The 20,979-nt window shown below is 31.2% G+C and carries 27 protein-coding genes; 1 reads left to right on the top strand and 26 read right to left on the bottom strand.

The window, feature by feature from the left end; all coding sequences use genetic code 11:
* Positions 1–21: 21 nt before the first annotated feature.
* Together ACKVOD_RS08170 and ACKVOD_RS08165 are read right to left on the bottom strand one after the other, a co-directional pair.
* Positions 22–1,164 (bottom strand): hypothetical protein, encoded by a 1,143-nt coding sequence (locus ACKVOD_RS08170; RefSeq protein WP_409208980.1) that lies wholly within the window; start codon positions 1,162–1,164, stop codon positions 22–24.
* A 521-nt stretch (positions 1,165–1,685) separates the two neighbouring features.
* Positions 1,686–2,738: a GDP-mannose 4,6-dehydratase gene (locus ACKVOD_RS08165; RefSeq protein ID WP_409208979.1), complete on the bottom strand. Its 1,053-nt coding sequence runs from the start codon at positions 2,736–2,738 to the stop codon at positions 1,686–1,688.
* 103 nt (positions 2,739–2,841) lie between these two features.
* Here ACKVOD_RS08165 and ACKVOD_RS08160 point away from each other — a divergent pair, with 103 nt between their 5' ends.
* Entirely contained in the window at positions 2,842–4,092 is a 1,251-nt protein-coding gene (locus ACKVOD_RS08160) for a GIY-YIG nuclease family protein (protein ID WP_409208978.1), read from the top strand.
* Here ACKVOD_RS08160 and ACKVOD_RS08155 read toward each other — a convergent pair.
* The 24 genes from ACKVOD_RS08155 to ACKVOD_RS08040 all read right to left on the bottom strand — a co-directional run.
* A complete protein-coding gene (locus ACKVOD_RS08155; RefSeq protein ID WP_409208977.1) occupies positions 4,089–4,409 on the bottom strand; it encodes a hypothetical protein in 321 nt (106 codons plus the stop codon). The genes ACKVOD_RS08160 and ACKVOD_RS08155 overlap by 4 nt on opposite strands.
* On the bottom strand, positions 4,399–4,605 hold the full coding sequence (locus tag ACKVOD_RS08150; RefSeq protein ID WP_409208976.1) for a hypothetical protein: 207 nt from the start codon (positions 4,603–4,605) through the stop codon (positions 4,399–4,401). Before ACKVOD_RS08150 ends, ACKVOD_RS08155 begins: the two co-directional genes overlap by 11 nt.
* A gap of 47 nt (positions 4,606–4,652) precedes the next feature.
* Positions 4,653–5,465: a glycosyltransferase family A protein gene (locus ACKVOD_RS08145; protein ID WP_409208975.1), complete on the bottom strand. Its 813-nt coding sequence runs from the start codon at positions 5,463–5,465 to the stop codon at positions 4,653–4,655.
* Between the two features lie 19 nt (positions 5,466–5,484).
* Positions 5,485–5,661: a hypothetical protein gene (locus tag ACKVOD_RS08140; protein ID WP_409208974.1), complete on the bottom strand. Its 177-nt coding sequence runs from the start codon at positions 5,659–5,661 to the stop codon at positions 5,485–5,487.
* Between the two features lie 3 nt (positions 5,662–5,664).
* Positions 5,665–6,570, bottom strand: coding sequence for a hypothetical protein (locus ACKVOD_RS08135; protein ID WP_409208973.1), 906 nt, complete (start codon positions 6,568–6,570; stop codon positions 5,665–5,667).
* A gap of 16 nt (positions 6,571–6,586) precedes the next feature.
* Positions 6,587–7,240, bottom strand: a complete 654-nt coding sequence (locus ACKVOD_RS08130) for a class I SAM-dependent methyltransferase (protein WP_409208972.1) — start codon at positions 7,238–7,240, stop codon at positions 6,587–6,589.
* 4 nt (positions 7,241–7,244) lie between these two features.
* Positions 7,245–8,063: a hypothetical protein gene (locus tag ACKVOD_RS08125; protein WP_409208971.1), complete on the bottom strand. Its 819-nt coding sequence runs from the start codon at positions 8,061–8,063 to the stop codon at positions 7,245–7,247.
* A gap of 213 nt (positions 8,064–8,276) precedes the next feature.
* Complete coding sequence (locus tag ACKVOD_RS08120) at positions 8,277–8,978, bottom strand: DUF273 domain-containing protein (protein ID WP_409208970.1); 702 nt, start codon at positions 8,976–8,978, stop codon at positions 8,277–8,279.
* Positions 8,979–8,986: 8 nt separating this feature from the next.
* A complete protein-coding gene (locus ACKVOD_RS08115; protein WP_409208969.1) occupies positions 8,987–9,586 on the bottom strand; it encodes a hypothetical protein in 600 nt (199 codons plus the stop codon).
* A 4-nt stretch (positions 9,587–9,590) separates the two neighbouring features.
* The gene (locus tag ACKVOD_RS08110) at positions 9,591–10,193 is read right to left on the bottom strand and encodes a class I SAM-dependent methyltransferase (protein ID WP_409208968.1); all 603 of its coding nucleotides are present in this window, start codon (positions 10,191–10,193) and stop codon (positions 9,591–9,593) included.
* A gap of 14 nt (positions 10,194–10,207) precedes the next feature.
* On the bottom strand, positions 10,208–11,584 hold the full coding sequence (locus ACKVOD_RS08105; RefSeq protein ID WP_409208967.1) for a class I SAM-dependent methyltransferase: 1,377 nt from the start codon (positions 11,582–11,584) through the stop codon (positions 10,208–10,210).
* 15 nt (positions 11,585–11,599) lie between these two features.
* Positions 11,600–12,400 carry a glycosyltransferase family 2 protein gene (locus ACKVOD_RS08100; protein WP_409208966.1) on the bottom strand — a complete coding sequence of 267 codons (801 nt, stop codon included), beginning with the start codon at positions 12,398–12,400 and terminating at the stop codon, positions 11,600–11,602.
* A gap of 6 nt (positions 12,401–12,406) precedes the next feature.
* Entirely contained in the window at positions 12,407–13,312 is a 906-nt protein-coding gene (locus tag ACKVOD_RS08095; protein ID WP_409208965.1) for an NAD-dependent epimerase/dehydratase family protein, read from the bottom strand.
* 1 nt (position 13,313) lies between these two features.
* Complete coding sequence (locus tag ACKVOD_RS08090; RefSeq protein ID WP_409208964.1) at positions 13,314–14,522, bottom strand: class I SAM-dependent methyltransferase; 1,209 nt, start codon at positions 14,520–14,522, stop codon at positions 13,314–13,316.
* Positions 14,515–14,946: a hypothetical protein gene (locus ACKVOD_RS08085; protein WP_409208963.1), complete on the bottom strand. Its 432-nt coding sequence runs from the start codon at positions 14,944–14,946 to the stop codon at positions 14,515–14,517. The genes ACKVOD_RS08090 and ACKVOD_RS08085 overlap by 8 nt, the downstream gene beginning before the upstream one ends.
* Positions 14,947–14,962: 16 nt before the next feature.
* A complete protein-coding gene (locus ACKVOD_RS08080) occupies positions 14,963–15,793 on the bottom strand; it encodes an NAD-dependent epimerase/dehydratase family protein (RefSeq protein ID WP_409208962.1) in 831 nt (276 codons plus the stop codon).
* A complete protein-coding gene (locus tag ACKVOD_RS08075) occupies positions 15,786–17,105 on the bottom strand; it encodes a DegT/DnrJ/EryC1/StrS family aminotransferase (RefSeq protein WP_409208961.1) in 1,320 nt (439 codons plus the stop codon). The genes ACKVOD_RS08080 and ACKVOD_RS08075 overlap by 8 nt, the downstream gene beginning before the upstream one ends.
* 20 nt (positions 17,106–17,125) lie before the next feature.
* Positions 17,126–17,848 carry a hypothetical protein gene (locus ACKVOD_RS08070; protein WP_409208960.1) on the bottom strand — a complete coding sequence of 241 codons (723 nt, stop codon included), beginning with the start codon at positions 17,846–17,848 and terminating at the stop codon, positions 17,126–17,128.
* 27 nt (positions 17,849–17,875) lie between these two features.
* Complete coding sequence (locus ACKVOD_RS08065) at positions 17,876–18,514, bottom strand: class I SAM-dependent methyltransferase (protein ID WP_409208959.1); 639 nt, start codon at positions 18,512–18,514, stop codon at positions 17,876–17,878.
* 40 nt (positions 18,515–18,554) lie between these two features.
* Positions 18,555–19,289: a hypothetical protein gene (locus ACKVOD_RS08060; protein ID WP_409208958.1), complete on the bottom strand. Its 735-nt coding sequence runs from the start codon at positions 19,287–19,289 to the stop codon at positions 18,555–18,557.
* Between the two features lie 8 nt (positions 19,290–19,297).
* Complete coding sequence (locus ACKVOD_RS08055) at positions 19,298–19,468, bottom strand: hypothetical protein (RefSeq protein ID WP_409208957.1); 171 nt, start codon at positions 19,466–19,468, stop codon at positions 19,298–19,300.
* A gap of 13 nt (positions 19,469–19,481) precedes the next feature.
* Positions 19,482–20,297 (bottom strand): hypothetical protein, encoded by an 816-nt coding sequence (locus ACKVOD_RS08050; RefSeq protein WP_409208956.1) that lies wholly within the window; start codon positions 20,295–20,297, stop codon positions 19,482–19,484.
* A 10-nt stretch (positions 20,298–20,307) separates the two neighbouring features.
* Positions 20,308–20,517, bottom strand: a complete 210-nt coding sequence (locus ACKVOD_RS08045; protein WP_409208955.1) for a hypothetical protein — start codon at positions 20,515–20,517, stop codon at positions 20,308–20,310.
* The coding region (locus ACKVOD_RS08040) for a Holliday junction resolvase-like protein (protein WP_409208954.1) at positions 20,504–20,979 on the bottom strand (476 nt) is incomplete at its 5' end. The genes ACKVOD_RS08045 and ACKVOD_RS08040, both read right to left, overlap by 14 nt.

Below are 20,979 nucleotides of genomic sequence, written 5' to 3'. Positions count from 1 at the left end.
ATAAAATATTCGGACGTAGGATTAGGATAAAAGTTTGGAGAATTTATCAAAAAGATAATTAGAAATAGGCGGATTTTCTTCAAAGAATTTTTCGCACTTGCTTACCCCCACGAATTTTTCGGGAACTTCAAAATTTTGAGATTTTAATTCTTCTAAAAGTTCTGTTTGAAAATAGTAGGAATTTTTTTCTTTCGTTATAAAGTTCCACATGAGACAAAATGAAAAAAGTTCTCTTTCCACCCATACACTTGTCCCGCCGGTTCTGCCATATCTAATAGGATAACGGATTTCCTGACCATAAGTTTCGTTATTGGATTTAACAATATTAATTTTGCAATAATGACCGATAGGTTTAGAATTTTTATCACCTTCTACCTCTCTGATAATATCATCTTGGTAGCGAGCGCCAAAATCTAGCACCCAATCAGCCGCGTGCTCCCAAACGTGTCCACCGCCCGCCTTGCCTTGTTTATTACTATCCCCCTTGGCGCGTGGATCAATTCTAATAGAATCTCGGACTTGGCTTACGAAAATAGAAATATGCCCCCGTTTCTGTAACGCGGCGGCAGTTTTCTTCATAAATGTTGATCCTAATAATGCCCCGCCAGCAACTTGATTACTATCTTCCATAGATTTTATACAATCATCTCTTTTTATCATCATATCCATCGAGTCTATAATGAAAAAATATTTACATTTTGTCGGATTGTTTCTAATTAAATCTCCTATAAAACTAAAAACAAATTCATAGATATTTGACTCTAAAATAAAACAGGTTCCATCTTCCCATTCTTCGATTTTATTAGTAAATTTAATTCCTGATCTAGCTTGGACCTCGGGGGACAAACGACCCTCAGATTTTATATAAATTCCTCTGTGCCCGACACCTCTCTTAAAAAAATGAAACATAAAGTCTAAAGAACAAGAAGTTTTGCCACCGGAGGCGTTTCCAATGGCTCTGTGTGCGCCGCTGGCTAACCCACCGTTCATAATAGAATTAGCAATTAAGCTTGAACAGGGAACTTTATAATAATTATCTTCTTCAAAGTTAAAGTGATCGGCTTTGTTTCCTTTTAAAATCGCGGCGACCTGATCTTGTGGTGATAATACTTTTTCATCATCTTCGTTTTCTTTGGAGACTTTAACTTCTTTAATTTTTGTCATATTGTTTTTATAAATTTTATTGATAATTTCTTTATAAAATATATACCTTTTATTTAACTTTTAGCTTCAAAACTAGAACATGTGGCGCATATAACCGGATTAATTCCTTGAATTTGTAGCTTATTACAAATTCGACCTTCGACATTGGAACCCGGCTGGCATCCACAGCTTGACCTTACCCAATAAGTTGTTAATTCACTTCTATGAATGCATGTTTCAAAGTTTTTAACAGATTCTTGATAAATTACCGGGTCATTGTCCTCTATTTTTTCTGATGTAATATCTTCCCCGCCTATTTGTATTTCAAAGTTCATATTTTTTGGTATTTTTATATGTTAAATTATATACTTTTATTGACAATTTTCCAGCCAAACTATTAAATTTTGATCTATTTAGGTGGGTGATGATCTTGGCAATAAATCGCCTTATGTTTTAAGGCCCAAAACCGTCTAAATCCTATTAATCCTTTATTTTCTTCCATAAATTATAAAGTTGTTTTGCTTTATAATTTACACTAATATTTAAGATTTGTAGTTGTTTATATCGTTTTTTACCATTCTAGCCACCAACTCAGGAAAAGAAATCTTGGGAGTCCAACCGAGTTCTTGTCGGGCGGGATTACTATTACCGTGCAATATTTCTACTTCACAAGGTCTATAGAATTTAGGATCAATTTTAATTAAAATTTTACCGTCTAAAGTTTCAAAAGTTTCATTTTCCGGCGGAATATAATTACCAATACTTCCTCTAAATGTCCATTTTCCTTCGATTCCCGCTTCCTTAAAGGCTATTTCGATAAACTCACGAACCGAATGGGTTTCGTTAGAGGATAAAATATATTCTTTAGGTTTATCTTGGTTTAACATTTTCCAAATTCCATCCACAAAATCCTCGCTGTCCGACCAATCTCGTTTAGCGTCTAAATTACCTAAACAAATAGGTTCAAAAGTTTGATTATTTTTAATTGAATGATAAATCCGCGCGACCCCTTTTGTTATTTTTCTAGTTACAAATTCTTCCCCGCGCCTTAATCCTTCATGGTTTGTAAGTAATCCTTGTATCGCATATAAATTATATGTTTCTCTATATACTTTTACAGTAAAATGGGCAGCACATTTACTAACGCCATACATAGAACGAGGCTTAAACGGGTGTTGCATGTCTTGGGGAGAATAGGATATATCACCCCACTGTTCTGATGATCCGGCATTATAAAATCTGGTATTTGGAGAATGTTTTCTTAACGACTCTAAAATATATAAAACTCCAAGAGAATTATTAATCATATGATTTACTGGCATATTCCATGAATTTCCAACAAAACTATTAGCCGCAAAATTTATGAAATAATCTGGTTTTTCACAAGAAATTAAACTATCAATGCAATGAGAATCAGATAATTCAAATGGGACAATTTTAAACCGTGGGTTATTTATATGATCTATATTTTTATGATTATTGACGCTTAATCTTCTAACTCCACCTAATATCTGATAATCTGTATTTTTTAATAAATAGTCGGCCATTAAGCTTCCATCTTGCCCAGTTACCCCTGTAATAATTACTTTTTTCATATTTATTTAATTGTTAAATTGTTTCTTCCAGTTATTTACACTTTTTTTAATAAAAATTACCACTCTTTGTCAATTTAAATGAAAAAAAGTGTAAATAAGAGATATGGAAATTTATTTAATTACTAATCTTATTTTAAAAAAGGGTTATATTGGTCAAACGATATGGGATTTCCAGTCGAGATACAATGGTTCTTGGTGGACTACAACTCACAACAATCTTTTGAAGAAAGATGTTATAAAATATGGAGTTGAAAATTTTGCAATAACTATTTTACACAAAAATATAGATTGCCGCGACGAGCTTTCAGCGTTGGAAGAATTTTATATTAAGCAATATCAAACACTATCCCCGAAAGGTTACAATAAGTTACCGGGGGGTAAAAGAAAATATATAAACGAATGGCTGAGCAAAGAATATGATTTAGTTGACTCGTTTGGTAATGAGTTTAGAATAAATAATTTATCGCAGTTTTGTCATAATAATAATTTAAATTATAGTGCAATGCTCAATATGGTGAGCGGTATAAATACATCTTCTAATGGATTTGCTTTGAAAGGGACAGATATTAAGTTAATTATTAATCCAAATGAACAATGGGAAGTAGAAAATATCAAAGATGGTAAAATATATCTAATTAAAAGAGGTGAAATTGACAACTTCTGTTCGTCTCACCACTTGAGAAAAAGATTATTGTTATCTGTTTTGAGAGGACAGGTAGACGTTTCTATGGACTTTAAACTAAAAAACACAATACTTAGTAAACAACAAAAAAATAATGGTTTAATTTACAAAGATATAGAATTAGAAAATCCAAATGGGGAAATAGTTATTATAAATAGTATTTATAAGTACTGTAAGGAGAATCCGCCGCTTGATAGGAAAGGTTTTTACGATTTAATAAATGGTAAAACGGCGGAATATCGCGGGTGGAAATTGCCTCTTGAAAAGAGAATAGAAAAGAAGAGAAAAATAGAAAATCTTGGGAAACGAATACAAGTTTTAGATATTAAAAATGAGAAAATTTTAGAAATAAAAAATATTAGTGAATTTTGCAGAAATAATAAACTAGATTTAAATAATTTTTATACTATGATTCGCGGAGATATTAAACAATATATGGACTATACTGTTCCGGGCAGAGATTTGTCTGGTTACAACAAACCAAAAAGAATTATATTTTTATCTTTGGTTCATACTTCGGGGGAGGTAATATCTAGCAAAAATCCAAAAACAATACAGTTTGTTTCCTCGGTTAATCCAATGATCTCGTCAGAAAGCGTTTACTCAATAATAAACGGAGAGATACAATCTGCTAAAGGATGGACGCTGTTGGATATTAAATATAAATACTAACGACTTTGTTCAAAATCCGCCGGATTAAATTGATTTTTATTTATCCATTTATTTCTCAATCTATATAATTTATCGTAAACAAAAAATCTTTTAATTGTTTTAATATCAAAAGTATTAACCAATTCTTTTAATTTTAAATCAGAAATAGAATATTCAAATTTTTTAACTCCATTATTTTGATTGGAAAAAACATGGTAAATCCCCGGCGTTGAGGAATTTATAGATAAATTTAAATCTTCTAAATTCAAGGTTTCCCCTGTTTCCAAAAAAATTTTTGTTATTTCTAATCTTTTTAAATCAAAATCTTTATCGGTCATTTTTAGTTTTGTCCGACGATTTAATTTGATCTTTGTAAAATAAAAGGGTTGCATCAATTCCCGCCGAAAAACCAGATTTTATTTTTCCAATATCATCTTTGTATAAATTATGTAAATCTTGGGGAATAGAACTTGAAATAAAACTAAACCAATACTCTTGGGCGAAATTATCAAAATGATTATCTAAATTATTCATATTTATATAAAATTATATACTTTTTTTAGTAAATCCGGCCATTTAATTTAATTTTCTATACAAGATACTAAAATTTTAGTTTCTGGAATTTGTTGTTTTACCGATGCAAAATAGTTAGGATTAAATTCCAACTTATCTTCTCCATAATTCCACCGATAACCGCAACCGAATCCGCCGACTTTCTCTCCAAAATGTAGATTTTGATAATTAATTTTTGAAATTAACCTTTCTTTTGATCCTACCCAACTTAAATGTTTAACGAAAACTTGATTTTGAGGGATGGTTTTAGACCTAAAAAACTTATCACTAGCTAATTGTTCCCCGTTTTGATAGACACAATCGTTATCCCAATTAAAACTTTTTAATATAAATGGCGGATTTTTTACTTTCCAGATTCTATTGGGAATAAACGCCTCTTTTAGTACAGTATTTTCTTCGATAACATGATTTTGAAAACAAATTTTAAAAACAGAAACATCTTGGTTTTTTTTAATATAATCAATAATGTTTTTTATTTCATTTTTTGTATAGATTTCATCTTGTGCGTCTAAAATCCAAACATAATCAACATTTTCTTTCAAAAGAGGTTCTAGGGCAAGTGTCCGCGCGGCAGCTTCACTTAAAGGAATTTCTGAAATATTTAAATAATTTAATTTGTTTTCGTTTTTTAGAGTTTTGAGTATTTCAATTGTTTCAATATCCGAACCGGCGGACACACCAAACGATGAATATTCCTCAAATACCGCGTGAAACGCGCTTAAAACAAGGTTACAATCGTTTTTTAATGCTAGGAAGGATTCTATCGCCCTTTCAATATTTTCGGCGGAATTAAAAGCCGCGATGACTAATCCAATTTTCATATTTTTTATTATTTTAAAACTACTTATTAAAAAATTTATTCATAGATAAACAAATCCATTCCGCCCATTTTTTGCTAAATATTTTACCAATAATAATTTTATGTTTATCAGGATCATTTTTGTCTAGAAATTTTTGTGTATCTATAATATCAAAAGATTGGGTTAAATAATTGTCTTTGATTATAAATCTTTTCATTTTTTAAACTTTTTCTATATAATCATTATATATTTTAATAATATTTTTAACAACCTGATGAGAACTAAATTGTATTTTATATTGATTATGATATTTGTTAATAATATCATTATAATAATCGCGGTTATTTTGAATGTCTTGAATTTTTTCAAACATGCTCTCCGCCGTAGCTTCTTTTGAGGCAAATTCAGGCGCAAACTCCATTGAACACTCGCAATCGGAGCAAACTATCACTGGTTTTTTTGCCAAAAAGGATTCAATAATTGATAATTCGATTCCGCCAAACGAACTGGGAGACAATATAAAATCTGCGCTATTATAGTAAATATTTAACCATTTATCATCAACGCTGCCTCCGAATTTTCCATACCCCATATATTCGCTACCAATAGAAAGTAACTGATTTTCATTATAATATTTCTCTATTAAATTTTTTATTAAAAAGCTACGCTTGTTTGGACTATTTAATCTTCCCACTGCCAAAAATTTTAATTTATTATTTGATTCTTGTAAGGTAACTTCTGAAACTTTAATGTTTTTTGCTGGTTGATATATCACCGGAGAATCAATATTATAATATTTTTTAACCTGCCCGGACACAAATTCAGAAATACTTGTTACAATATCGGCTTTATCTATAACTTTTTTGTATCGTTCTAAAATTTCTGGAAAGTCAGGCAGGAAATCTGGCAAATCCAAAATATTAACAATTTTTACTTTGTTGGGATATAAATCTGCTAACTCTAGAAATTGTTTATAACTATCAGGGTCGTTAGAATAAATAAATTCGCTGTCATTTGGGTAATCGGTCTGAATCCAGTCGTTTTCCCAAAAACCATGCATAATGCGCGGCAGCATGGCCGGTTTCCAGTCAGTATGAGGATTTCCGCATAAAAAAACTTTATTCATAAATTATTTGATAATACTATATACTTTTTCTAATTACCCATTCTGAATTATGTAGTTCAAATTTGTCTTGAAGAGACTTAGACGTTACAAACGTACTAACTGCACCTACAACACCTAGCCATCCCGCATCGTGGTCGTCACCCAACATTGTCCCACCGGGCTTAACTAAATCCCAATAACTTTTAATATCATCTAAAACTTCATCGTATTCGTGACAAGCATCAATATAACAAAAATCTGCAGAAATATTTAATTTTTTCAAATATCGCGCGGCATCGTGGCTGGAATGAGGGACCGGAATAATGTATTCTTGTAAATTTGCATGGATAATATTAGAAATAAATCTTGGATACAATGTTGGAAATCCATTTTTACATTTTAAAGATGGAAATGCCCCGTCATAAAATCTATGATAAGTTGAACCATTCCAAGTATCTATGCAAAAAATCGTAGGAATTATGTTTTTATTTAAAAAATATTTCGCCATTGAAATCGCGGAGGAACCTTTCCATGAGCCAACTTCAATAATTAAAACTTCTTTTTCTTTATAATTTCCAAGAATTTGTTCAATTGAACGATCAAGATTGTTTGTATCGGTTTCATAATCATATAGGTCTTTAAAGTCTTGATAGATGTCTTCCCTGTGAACTATTTGCATGTATTTATTCATAATTTTAACTATTTTTTATTAATTCGATTATTTTTTCAATTGGAATATCTGTTATTTTGTCCGCCGAGATATATTGACCATGCGGATTCACGGGAATATGACTACAAATTCTATCAATTTTCATATCAATATAATTTCTTGTATAATAACCTATCGTTGGAAAATTATAAGCTGACGCAACCCATGACATAGCGGTGTCTGCGGTAATTAACATTTTACATGACAACATGGTTTTGACCGAATTAAAAAATGTAGTATTTGTTGTTTCTGTATTATTTAATTTGGGCTCTTTATCCGTTCCTATTAAAATTGTTTTATATCCTAGTTTGTGAATATTATCAACTAATTCATTAAGTTTTTCTACCGAAAACGTCCGCCCATTACTTGCTCCATAACCCGGAAAAACACTTAAAGCAATATAATTTTCGTATCCGGGAATAGTATCAAACCATTTAGTTAAATTACATTGGAGATTTTCAGTTGGCTCAAACCCGTGCGATAAACAAATCTCTTGGGTAAAATGATGGTAATTATACCAATCGTTTCTAGTATGTTGGGGCATCGCATTAAAAACAATATCATATTTCTTAAACTCAAGATATTTTTTATCTATATCTGAAGGCCAATTATTGTACCCCTCCCAAATATGTATATTATCAAAATATAAATGATTATAAAAAAGTGGGGATATTTCAGAAAAATTTTTTGAAATACCAAGGGTCAACTCAGAATCAGGAAATCTCTCTTTAAAAACTTTAGCAGCGGCGGTAGAAATTATCAAATCGCCATATTGTCCAGCATTAAACCCAATCGCTTTTTTCATTTAATTTAAATTATAGTCATTAATTTTATCAGACGGAACTAAAACAATATCTTGAGTCCACGGAGAATTTACGGTAATTCTTTCTAGAGTATTTTCATTATACATAAAATAATTAATATCTTTTAATAATTCAACGATAAAAGAGGATGTCCCCGGAAACCATTCTGCGTGTAAAATTTGAATTTTGAATATAATTATTCATATTTATTAATTCTAGCCGTGCATTTCCACATTAAATTCCTCACGAATTGGCTGACCCGGCTTAATTATCCAGTCTTGTAATTTTTTAAAAGCTGGAACTCGATAATCGTTACTAGACCCCGGAGTATGTAGAACGAAATCTCCATACTCAAAATTATACCCTAAACTTCTCATACCTAGATGAAAGTGTGAATTAAACTTTCTCACATGCTCGATTTTAAAATGATGTTGTTGATCTGGGTTATTTTTATAATATTGAATTATTGCGCTTTGTTCAAAAAATACGTTTGGTCCGCCGATTGGATATTTTGAATCGTCATAAATTTCTTTTAATAACTCATGAGTCCACGGAGTATTTTTATAGATAATTGAACCAGTATTTAAACCGTCAATATTTCCTTGATAGCATGTCATTATAACATCATAATTTTCATCCACAATATCTTCTAACTTGATATTTTGATTCATTATCATCGTATCAACGTCCAAACACCAAACCCAATCGTAGTCAGCAAGATATTTTCTAGTTAAAAAGACTTTACTCCAAGAAGAATGTCTTGTTTTATCTAAACCATCCGACTGAATTGCATAATAATATTTATGTAAATTACAATACTCGATTAAAGACTTTGAAGTTATTTCAGACAGTTCTTTGAACGGTGGACCTTGATGCTCTCCATCATCAAAACATTGAATTATTAAAAATTTATTCATATTTATATTTAGGGTTTAGGGGTAAAAATTATATATCCAGATTCTTTATAAAATAATTCTGAATTATGGGTTTCATTGAAAAAGTTCTTAATTTTATCTAAATAATTTATATGGAGTTTGGGTTGAATCGCGGCGGATAATTTACAATGATTATCTGGAAATACTTCCGTTTCAGAAAAAATCATGGCATCGTCCATTAAAAATACATCTTTATTGTTCGGCCTTAGTTTTTTAATCAAATTAAGTTCTTCCCATAAAGGTAGTCTTAGGTTTTCGTCCTCGCAAGAATCAAATGGTATTCCAAATACATCACTGGCCGGGAAATGTGCATCCAGCCAAAAACAAATATTTTCTTTAATATCAGGTAGAATATGATTTAAACCAGTTAAACTGTCCCCTTGTAAAATTTGAATTTTAGAGTCGGGCGGATAAGTTTTGCGATATTGATCAATTACTTCTTTAACTAATTCAATAGAGTATAATTTTTCAAAATTAAAAGTCCGCGCGAATTGAACGCCATGCCCCCACCCAAGACCAGTTTCAACAAATATAGAAGTTTGATATTTTTCTACAATATCGTTTAAGTCAAAAAATTTAAGTGATCCCATATTTTTATTCTATTTTTGAAAGTGCAACCTGACCTAATTCCACGTTATTCCATAAAACTTTAAAACCTTTTTCTAATAAAAATGGAACAGAATAAGCCACTTTTCCAGAAACTAAATCTGGCGCATCGTCTGATAAAATTATTGAATTTTCTAATAGTTTATCAATTGAAGATTCAGCTTCTTTTAATTGGTGTTGACAAGCTAGTCGCATTTCTGCGTCGTACCCGGTGTCATAACTATCTAAATATAAAAAGTGAATTGGTTTATCAAATCTTTGTAAAAATTCTACAGAGTCTCCAACAACGTAAGTTATATTTTCAGAAAAATCTTTGGTAAAAACTTTACAATTTTCAATATTCTCGGCGTTAAGATCAACCGTCCATAAATGTGAGCCGGGAAGTAATTTGACAATTCTAGCCCAAACAGATGTACTACATCCGTCTCCACCATGAGAATCTGTTCTTTGTGTTCCTGTTTCAACAATATTAATAGACTGTCCAGAAAATCTTTTCTCAATAATATCTACGGCTAGAAGCATTGATTTTGTACGACTAATTAAATTAGAATTCTCTTGAATATAATTTTTTAAATCTTGGAAGTTATTCATTTAGTAATTATTATTTAGTTTTTTGGGAAATACCAGACTCCGAAGCCACATTTTAGTTGAATTTTATGAGGTTTTTCATTATTATTTTGAATTTCTTTTTTATACTCTTCAAAATCATATTCACCAAAAAATTCTTTTAACGCTTGTCCAACCGGAGGGTGTTCGGCATCGTGTCCAGCGATGATTCCACCAATTTTAACTTTTTTATACCAAAAATTTAAGTCAGAAATAACATCTTCGTAACGGTGTCCGGCATCCACAAAAAGAAAATCAATTGAAGAGTCTTCAAATCGGGCGGATGCTTCTGCGCTAGTCATTTCTAACGGAATTACATAATTTTCTATGTCACACTTAACCATATTATCTTGGAAAATGTGAAAAATTGAACCGCCATTTTTTTGAATTGTATCGACGTGAACAGGTTCGTTTTCGGCTCCTTTAAAAGTATCAACGGTATAAAATTTTATGTTTTTACCGGACTCTTTAATTTTTTGTGCTTGATAAGCTGTGGATTTTCCCATCCACGCGCCTAATTCAACAATTACAGTTCCGTCTTGTTGACTTTTTTCTACAAATTCGTCGGCTACGGGTTCCCACGAAAACCATCCTTCTATTTCTTTATAATTCATTTTATTAGTTTTGTTATTAATTTTATATACTTTATTGTCTTGTTTTTTATAAAAATCTAAATGTATGCAATTTATAGGTAATTCTTTTAAAAGACCTGTAGCCGTATCATTACTTTCTTTATAATGATCGTCTGGAAACTTTTCCAGCGGCGGGTTATAAACCATTTGTCCGCCCCACTCATTGCTAAATAACCAATCAATACTATGGTTTCCGGTAATCCAATAGGGATAGGGTAGGTTAGATACTCCGTGGTTATTTTTTAATAATCTTTGATAAGTTGATGAATTATAATTAACTAATTGAAAAAATCCATAACAAAATCCTCTATATAGGCAACTATTTTTTACTTCGTCTGGATTATTTTCTATCTTTAACCACTCTTCTTCGCTTTCGATATTAAATCGACGGCACCCATACATATTTTCTTTGTCCAAATTAGACAAAATTACTTTTTCTTTAAAGTCCGCCGGAAGAATGCAATCAGAATCTAACAATAATACCCAATCTTTAAAGAATAAATTTTGCAAACCAACATTTATAGCCAAGCCTTTGTTCATTTCCGCCCCGTTATGGTTAAAAGCATCGGTTGTAATGCAAGTTAATTTATCGGATTTTAAACTTTTACAATACTCAACTACCGGATCGTTTTCTTTTGTTAAAATAACTACATGATCTGCTATTGCTAGATTTTTAGGTAGGGTAGTAGATAAAATATCTAAATAATCAAATGCTACTATAATTAGTTCTAATTTATTGTTCATATATGAATTATATACTTATTTATGCCAATGAGATACAATAAAAGAATCTTTTTTTTCATTTTCTGGAATATCCCAGTCCTGCCATATTTCACCGTTGAGTATTTTGTTCCATTCATTATCTGACCATTTAGGATAAATATATTTTTCTGTTGGGTATTTTAATACTTTTAAACCTTTTCGATCTGGCTGGTGAATGTATTGTGAACTGTCGGGATTTTCTCTAACGGAAGAATAACCATTATCTTTAATCATAGAAATATGAGCAACATTATAATTATTTTTTTTAAAAAATTCTTGAATAAATTGTTCTAGATATTTAACATGATTAAATGGCCCCGGCCCGCCATAAACTTTATTACCATCTTTATCTATTTCAAATTTATCTATTGAGTTATAAAATTCTGTGTTAATAAAGAATGACCGGCCTGAATAAATATTTTGACCGCAAATTCCGCCGGTTAAATCTATGCATTTATATCTAAACTCCTCTGTTTCTATAGCTTCAATCCATTTATCAATATCGTTTTGAGTAATCGACCCAGCGATTTCACAATCACACTCAATCCAAATACTGTAGTCTGATTTACTATTTTCAAATAATTTAACTGTCCCGAATCCGCCGCCTAAGTTTTCAGGTTCGTTAATTAAAGTATCAATTAGTCCAATGTTAAATAATCCATGAATTTGATCTGGATCATGATAACCATTATTTAATAAAATAATCTGATGCTCAAAAAGACAGTTTTTCTTAATGCTTTTAAGACACAATTCTGTTTCGGCAGGCCGAGCGTAGTTTAAAACTAAAATATTAACCATGAAAGTTTATATACTTTTCCACCGGGAAATCATGTCGAAAATCTCACCTTCAATTGTTTTTTCAAATTTAAATCCAGTATCTAAAAGTTTTTTATTGGAAACGTAATATCCGTCGTTGGGTGTTTCGTCGGAGGTATAATTTATAGAAATTTCAGGATTTAGACTTGCACAAATTTCAGCTATCTCTTTAACTGTTCGGTGTTCGTTAACAAATTGAACTATTTCGTTTTTATAATCATTATTTAGACTCCAATTGATAAATTTTACTAAATCAAAAACTGAGACGAGTGGCTTAATTTGCGATCCTGAGCCGAACACACTTAAATTTTCATTAAATGCGGTCTTGCGACTAAATAAATTTGGGAGAATAGACCATCTAATATTATTAGACCACCCATAAACTGAAGCAAGACGTAAAATCAAATAATCTTTTTTTGAATTAACAATATCTTTTTCAGAATTAGCTTTAGTTGTCGAATAAGAAAGGTTGGGACAAACTGGACTTTCCTCGGTAATTTTGGCGGAATTTGGTGGAAGAGATTCAAATACGCAATGAGTTGAAAGAAAAATAATCCGCGCGGAATCATTCATATTGTCAAGAATGAATCGCGTGGCTATTTCTCCATTGGTTATAATATTATGGGATGTTTCTGGGGTTTCCTGAGATTTTACTGCCGGAACTTTAGTAATTCCGCTTGTATGAACGATATAGTCAGCCCAAGATATTAACTCGGCGGAATCAAAAACATCTTTTTGTTGAAAAATAATATTTTTCTCTACAAGGTTTTGAACAGCAGAGTTAATATAATTATTATCTATTCCAATAATATCATTCTTTTCAGAATCTAGAATTGAAACTAATTCCGTTCCAATATAACCTAATATACCCGTAATTAAAACTTTCTTTTTCATTTTATTCAAAAGGAATTATCCATTTACCATAATAATCATAATTCTTCTTTTTGATATCGTTGGCAAAATTATACGCTCCGATAATTGTGGTTGCCGGATCGTCGTTAACCCAAAATTCTCGACTTTTTATTTCAATTTTTGTGCCGGGGACAAATTTTCCAACTTTCAAACTAGATTCCTCGACGGCATAATCAATATATTTTTCTAATCCAAAATATTGAATCAATAAAACGATTTTCGCGGGGACTCCATATAAAGCAATTTTTCCGGGTCTATTACTACTTAATTGTTCTAACAAATTTACATGTGATTCATGCAATTTAACATTTAATAAATTGCTATAAGTTTCTTCTTTGTATAAACCAAAATCTTCTTCTAGTTTGATTAAATTATTTACTGACGAAGATTGATACCCACAATTTTTAGTCCAAGTTACATAAATTCTAAAACTACCCATTTGAACATTATTCAGTTCGACTTCCGCAATAGTTAATCCATGTTTATTAAAAAATTGTTTTAAGGGTTTAATAGAGTGGTAATAAATATGTTCAGCATAAACCTGTCCAACGTCTAGATTCAATATAGTGTTCAGCCAATAAGCATTTTCAAAAACAAAATAACCTTGTGGGTCTAATAATATTTTAACACCTTCAACTATTTCGTTCAAATCTGGAATATGAGCGAAACAATTATTACAGGTAATTAATTTAGCTTTAACATAATCATATTTATAAATTCGCTCGGCTAAGTTTGGAGTAAAAAACTCATTTATAGTTTCTATTCCGTTCCCTTCTGAAATTTTAGCGATATTCCCCGCCGGTTCTATATTTATAATATTATCAAATCCAAGTTTTTTATATTCTACCTCCAACAATCCATTATTCCCCCCAATTCCGACAATTAAATCATTCTTTTTAATCGGTAAAACTCTGGTTGTCGTATCAGCGTATTCAGCAAAATGTTTCTGTAAATTCGGCGGACTGGAATAGTTATAATTTTTAAATAAAATGTCCGGCGCGACTTCATCAAATAGTTGATGTGAACCACAATTTTTACACTGGAAAACTCGCAAAGGCGCGCGAAACTCACCAGTCGAATCGGCGGAGTCACGAAGGTTGTTGGCTAAAGGAACATTAGAAAAATTTAATATTTCTATTATGTCGGTTGAATCACATAAACGGCAAGAATTTGTTGTTTTAATATTATCCATTTATATAAGGTGAAGCATCATAAATACTTTTTAATGATGTTGGAATTCTTACGGTATTTTTTTCGTAGCTTTCGGGGTCGCGCGGAAGAACGCTAAAACAATAAAAACTATTTTTGACGGGAAAAAACATAGTATGAGCAACATTCGGCCCGGTCCAATGGATGTCTCCAACTTTTAATACCGTTTTTTTAATTTGATGATCTTTTAATTCTAGAGAATTAATGTCAACTTCATAAATCCAAATTTCTCCCTCGGTAATTAAAATGGTGTGACCTTCTGGATCGCGGTGCCAGTGATTTGCTCGTTCGGTATTAGGTTCCGATGTAATACAAGTAATAGAACCAACATTACATTGTTCTAAAATTGCTTGAATTAAGCCGCGATTATCAACATGAGAAGGTAGATTTTTTAAATTTTGTGTCATAGTTTTATAATATATTTTATATACTTTTTTCTGGTAATTCTTCTAGAATTTTTTCTAATGTTTCCGAGATTGAAGGGAATGGAAAAAATCCAAGATTGTTAATTTTTGTTATATCTAAATAAAAATCTTTTGATTGGATTTGATTATGGAAAATCGGTGGATCAATTGTACTAAATACACTTTTTGATCCGATTTTGTCTTTAACATATTCTAATATATCAATCATTTTATATGCAACGCCTGACCCTAAATTATAAATTTCTTCGTTCTTGCCAAAGTCTATAATAAATTTAATACCTTTACAAATTATTTCCACGTCTAAATAATCTCTAATTACGTCTCCACCGTGATAAAGATTAACATCTCGCCCGGCTTTGATTTCATTAATTAACCAAGTTAAAGCATTTTTCTTCTTACTAAATTTATCCCCCGGCCCTATAACATTAGAAAGACGAACTATATTATATTTAATTGAATTAGCCTGACAATATGTTTCTACCAGTTTTTCTGCAAACGCTTTGCTTCCGCTATAATAGCCTCTAGCGCACGTCGGAGCATCTTCTTTAACCGGGAGTGACAGATTTGGACTATAGACAAACCATGACGAAATAAATATAAATTTGTCCCCGGATTTTAAATTCCGCAAAACTTTCATTAAATTAACGAGATTAACTTCTATATTTTCTTCGGGTGAACCATAATTATCAACGGTAGATCGTAAATAAAGTATAATATTAGATTTAGGTTTAAAATCTCCGGACTTAATGGGAACCGTATCACGCGGATACATTTCGCAGAATTTACTTCCTATAAAGCCTACGCCAAAAACCCCAATTAAATTATTCATTTTTGAAATTTTTTAAAACTTCTTCGATATGATCTAAATGTTCTTGAGTCCACGCGGGCGAACAACCCAAAAATATAACCCGACGCATTATTTCATTTGACACAGGAAATTCTTTATAGTTTGGTCCATAATTAGCATACTTTCCATGAAGTAATAAATTCCCTGTAAACATTTCACGATATTGAATATTATTATTGTTTAAATATTGAATTACTTTTCGTTTTTGTTCGTAATCCTTAAAAATTATTCCCGTTCCAAACCAACTTACATCAGCTTTATCGTAACTTTTAGGGAAATTAACACCCGCAATGTATTTCTGAAATAAACCTTGAACAAAATCTTTGTGTTGTTTTCGCCTTTGATGAATCTCTGGTAACTTTTTTAATTGAACTAAACCAATTGCCCCTTGCATATCCATTGCCGGTTGTAAATTATGTCCAACTCTTTCGTAATAATAATTATGTTGCCAAATTAAATCGGGTTCTTGTTCAAACCACGCGGACTCACGCATTCCGCATTGCCCACATTTAGATAAATTAGCCACTTGAGAGCAATAGCATCCTTGACCCCATCGAGAAAAACTTCGCGCAATTCTAATTAATTCTTCATTATTTGATGTTACGATACCACCATGACAAGTTGTAATATGATGCGAAACATACATGGAACAGGTAGAAATTTCTGCATATTCATTTAATTGTTTATTGTTCCAAGTCGAGCCGAGACAGTCACAAAAATCTCCGGCTAAAATAAGATTATATTTTTGACATATTTCTAATAATCTATCTATGTCTGGCGGGGAACCTAAAGTTGGAGCTAAAAATATAAATTTAGTGTTTTTACTAATTTTACTTTCTAATAAATCTAAATCAATATTCAAACCTTCTAATTCAGCGTCAATAAAGATAGGTTTAATATTATTATGAATAAGAGCGGCGGCAGTAGCTGGAAAACACGAAGAACATACAATTCCTTCGGTTATATTATCTTCCCATTTATAATATTCTTTTAATGCTGCAATAGCACACCAATTTGCACTACTTCCCGAATTTACCATCACTCCAAATTTATTATTTACTGTTTTGCAAAATTCTTTTTCAAAGTCATTAACCGCTCGGCCCGACGCACCCCACAACCCGAATAAAAATGTATTTACTCCTTCAATTAATTCTTCGTCAGAAAAATATGGAGCGTTATAAAAAATTTTACCATTAAATTGTGCGGAATGATTCCATTTAGGTAAATATCCATACTTCTCTTTCAGGATTTTAATGAATTGAGTAATATCTTCTTTAGGTGACATATCTTCCATTTTTTTGAACCAGTTTTAATTTAATTACTTTCAAATTCTCCAGCCAATACCTTTTTACAAATATTTATAAATTCATCTTCGCTGATTTCTAAATCCCCTCGCATTTGATGATATAATAAGTTATTTCCAAATGTATTTCCACGTCCAAAAAAAAGGCCAGAATCTACAGGGGAAAATGGGTCAATTACATGAGAGGGGTAAATGACAGAAACTATTCCGCCCGATTCTTTTGTTTTGTATGCTAATAATTCTGCCGTATCTCCGCCAAAATCATCACTTTCATCTGAATAATGATCCATATTCGGGCGACCAATTTTATTATACCATTCCGAAGAAAACCATAAAAACGCCTGAGAAGGAAAACAGTGGATTGTAGAATTTGTTATTTTATTTTTCTTGTGGTTGCTTTGTTGACAGTGACCCGCAATTCCCATTTTATCTTTTACTAAATTAAAAAAAATATCAACAGTTTGTTTTTTAAGTATAATACAATCTATATCGTTAAACCAGTAAAAATCTGGCTTTATAGAATCAATAGTTTGATTAATTATCCAATTCATACATTGCCCGTGGCTCACTCCGGGAAAAGGCATTTTCAAATAATTCATGGGCAGGCCAAATTTTTCAGCCATTACTTTATGATTATATTGTAGGACTTTATTTTCTCGTCCGGCGCGATTGTCTCCATATAAAACTATAGGGAGAATTGTTTTCCCATCTATATTTAGTAATTGTAAATTCATTATTTTATTTTAATTATCCGGCAAAAATTATTGAATTTTTATAACATCTAAATTTGCGACGAAAAGGCAGTCTGAGCCATCATGTTCTTTTGTATAAAGTTTCAGAGCGGCAAAACGATTTTGAACCTGCGCGAAAGCCTGTCTAACCCCATCAAATTCTTTATTAAAATCATCAAAAAGAATATAGGGAATTTTTAACGCCAAGGCAATCTGAATGTCAATATCTATGCCCGGCCTCCAGTGATCCCCATCGCAAAACATTAAATCATATTTTTCATTTAAATCTCCATCAATTGAGGCGGCTAAACTTCTTTTATGAATAAATTTAAATCTATTTCCATAATTCGCGCGGACACTTTCAACGGCGGCTAATTGAACAGAATCTCCACCGATTTCTTCTGGGTGACCCACCGAATTTAAATAATCATTAGTTACGTTATCTAAAAATGGATCGACCGACGTTAATTTAGAATTATATTTTTTAGATAACTCTAGCATCATTAAACTAGAATTGCCACAGAAAAATCCAATTTCAAGGATATTTTTAGGTTTAATAAAGTTAATACATTCTTCAAAAATAACAGAATGTGATTCAACACTTGAGCAACCCCCAGTTTTTACTCGATCAATTGTATTTTGTAGTTCAATTTTTTGTTCTGGTGTCATAGTTTTTAGGATTTATGATAAATTATATACTTTTTATTTATTAAATTTGGTCTTCTTCTCCGGGTTTTGAGCCAATATGTTGAACAGTTATTGCTTTTTTATCAAAACTATAAAAACTATAAGGCCCGAACATCTGCGCGGCTAGATTGGTAAAGGTTAATTCCGCGTTTAATTTATTTTCTTTTATCAAATTAGTAATTAAATCTTGTTGCGCGCAAATTGAATTATAAATATTTTTTATATTATGGGTTAGGGCAACGTAAGGGTTAAATGAAAAAATAGTATTTTGTCTATACCAACCAGTCTTGTCTTGAATTAGTGTCGGATAACGATCTAGATCGTCAGACTCACGCGGTATTCTTACTTGAGATATTTTATTAGGATTATTATCTAATAAATCAATGGCATATTTCAAATAATAATATAAATTATGGGATTTAGCGTGACATAGAAAATCATCCTCCCAATTTAATAAAAAAGGAGTATTAATTTCTTGTAAAACAGTTCCTAAATCTTTTAATTGATTTATAGGATGGCTACAATGAAAATGCGACCATTCGCCCACGGTTGTTAATACTTTGTAACCTAATTCTTCAAAATCCACGCGCATTTTTTCACCAAATTCGATTTCATTAGGTGATATTTTTATATGAGCGAGTTTTTTCGCAAAATCAATTTTATGTTTTTCAAGATCGTGAATAGTTTCATAATATCTATTTTTAATCCCAAAATGGCCTTTGGTAGTTGCAAAAATACAAACCGTTAAATTATTCATTTTTATATTTATTCTACTTCTCTCTCAAAATCCACCCAATAAGTATATTCATCTTCATTATCCACGGTTTTCATAAACTCAACTAATTTTTCTTTAGAATCAAAAACTCTTGTCCCGCCCAACATTGAACCGGGGTCGTCACATTTGTTACAAATTGCTTGAGCTATATAAACTTTCATATTTCTATAATTTTTATTCTATTGGTAAATTATGTAATTTAGCCGTGCCGTTATATTTATTTTCAAAATCTTGGACGGATAATTCTACTTCTACTTCCCGGCCCGACTCAACTTTCCAGTGTTCGGCCCAAAAATTTCTATTTCGCGCGGCTTTCTTTTCAAAATCTAAAAGTCCATAATGCCAAATCCAAGGAATATTATTATTTGTAATTTCCCATAATTTTTTATTATCATCTAAACTTGGATCAATTAAATAAACTGATGAAACTAAATTTCCGTCCGCCGATATTAATTCACAGCCGTCAGACAATTCTATTGAGTGTGTTCCGTCGTTTTGCCGAGCGAAATTTACAACCCCTCTAAATAATCCCTGTTTATGAATTCTCCATTTGAAGTTTATATCTTTATAATGGTATTTATCACCTATAATATTAATTACCGGTAACATAGCCGCTTGATAATTACTATTTAGAAAATATTCAGAAATAGAATCAATAGAATCTTTTAAATTTAAATTTATTGCTTCGTCCATGTCAAAACTTAGCTTAATAGGATTTTTTGTCGCCTGTAAAGCAATGTTTTTTAAAATTCCATCCAGCCCCGGATTATCATAAGATTCGGCGGATTCAATAATATTTAAATTTTTATATTTTTTAGTTAGATTTTTTAATTCTTCTAAAGTGTTGTCTATAGAACTATTACAACAAATAGTTACGTCCCCGGAATCACCAACAAATTCACAAAAATTATCAACATGGTATTTATAATCAAATTCATTTTGAATTAAATTAAAAGCACTGACGTAAACTGAATAAAAATTTTTATCCATTCTTAAAAAATCAATCCCACGGATTTTCCATGTTTAATTTCATTAAATTAGAATTATTTTTAATATCTTCATTTCTTAAATCTTCAAAAATTTGATGGTATAAACCTAATTCTGAATCGTCAATTAAAGAATTCGACCGATCTGAATAATATTCACTATCCATTTCTTGTAAAAAAGAAAATTCTAATTGATCCGCGCGATAATATTTAGTTTGATTCATTGTTTTCTGTATTAGTATTATTAATATCTTCTATTCTATATACTTCAAATTTTACATTTTTGTTATCTATAGCCTGTTTTATTTGTCTTTGTCGTTTATTTAAAACAGCTTGCCCGGTTTTTACTTCTAAAAAAATTACCTCAGTTATATTTTCATTCTCTAAATCGTTAAATATAATAAAGTCCACGGGGGCGGAGCAGAACCTCATATTTGATATTTTATATGGGAATCCGGGGAGTAGTCCAACAATTTCTTCCGATACTTTTCCTTTAACTACCGCTCTTTGCGTCGTATTGGCATCTATTCTTGCGTTTTTTATCTCCGCCGCCTGTTTTGCCAGCAAATCATTTATTTTCAAATTTAAACCATCAATACTAGAATTTTGGTTTCGTGAAACTCTTAATAATTCTTGATATTGTCCGGTTAAATTAATATTCCGGGCGGACACTTCTTGGAATTTTT

This window comes from Flavobacterium sp. (assembly GCF_046155325.1).
Classification (GTDB): Bacteria; Bacteroidota; Bacteroidia; order Flavobacteriales; family Flavobacteriaceae; genus Flavobacterium.
The sequence above is the reverse complement of the archived record's forward strand: the minus strand, read 5'-3'. Positions and strand labels throughout refer to the sequence as shown.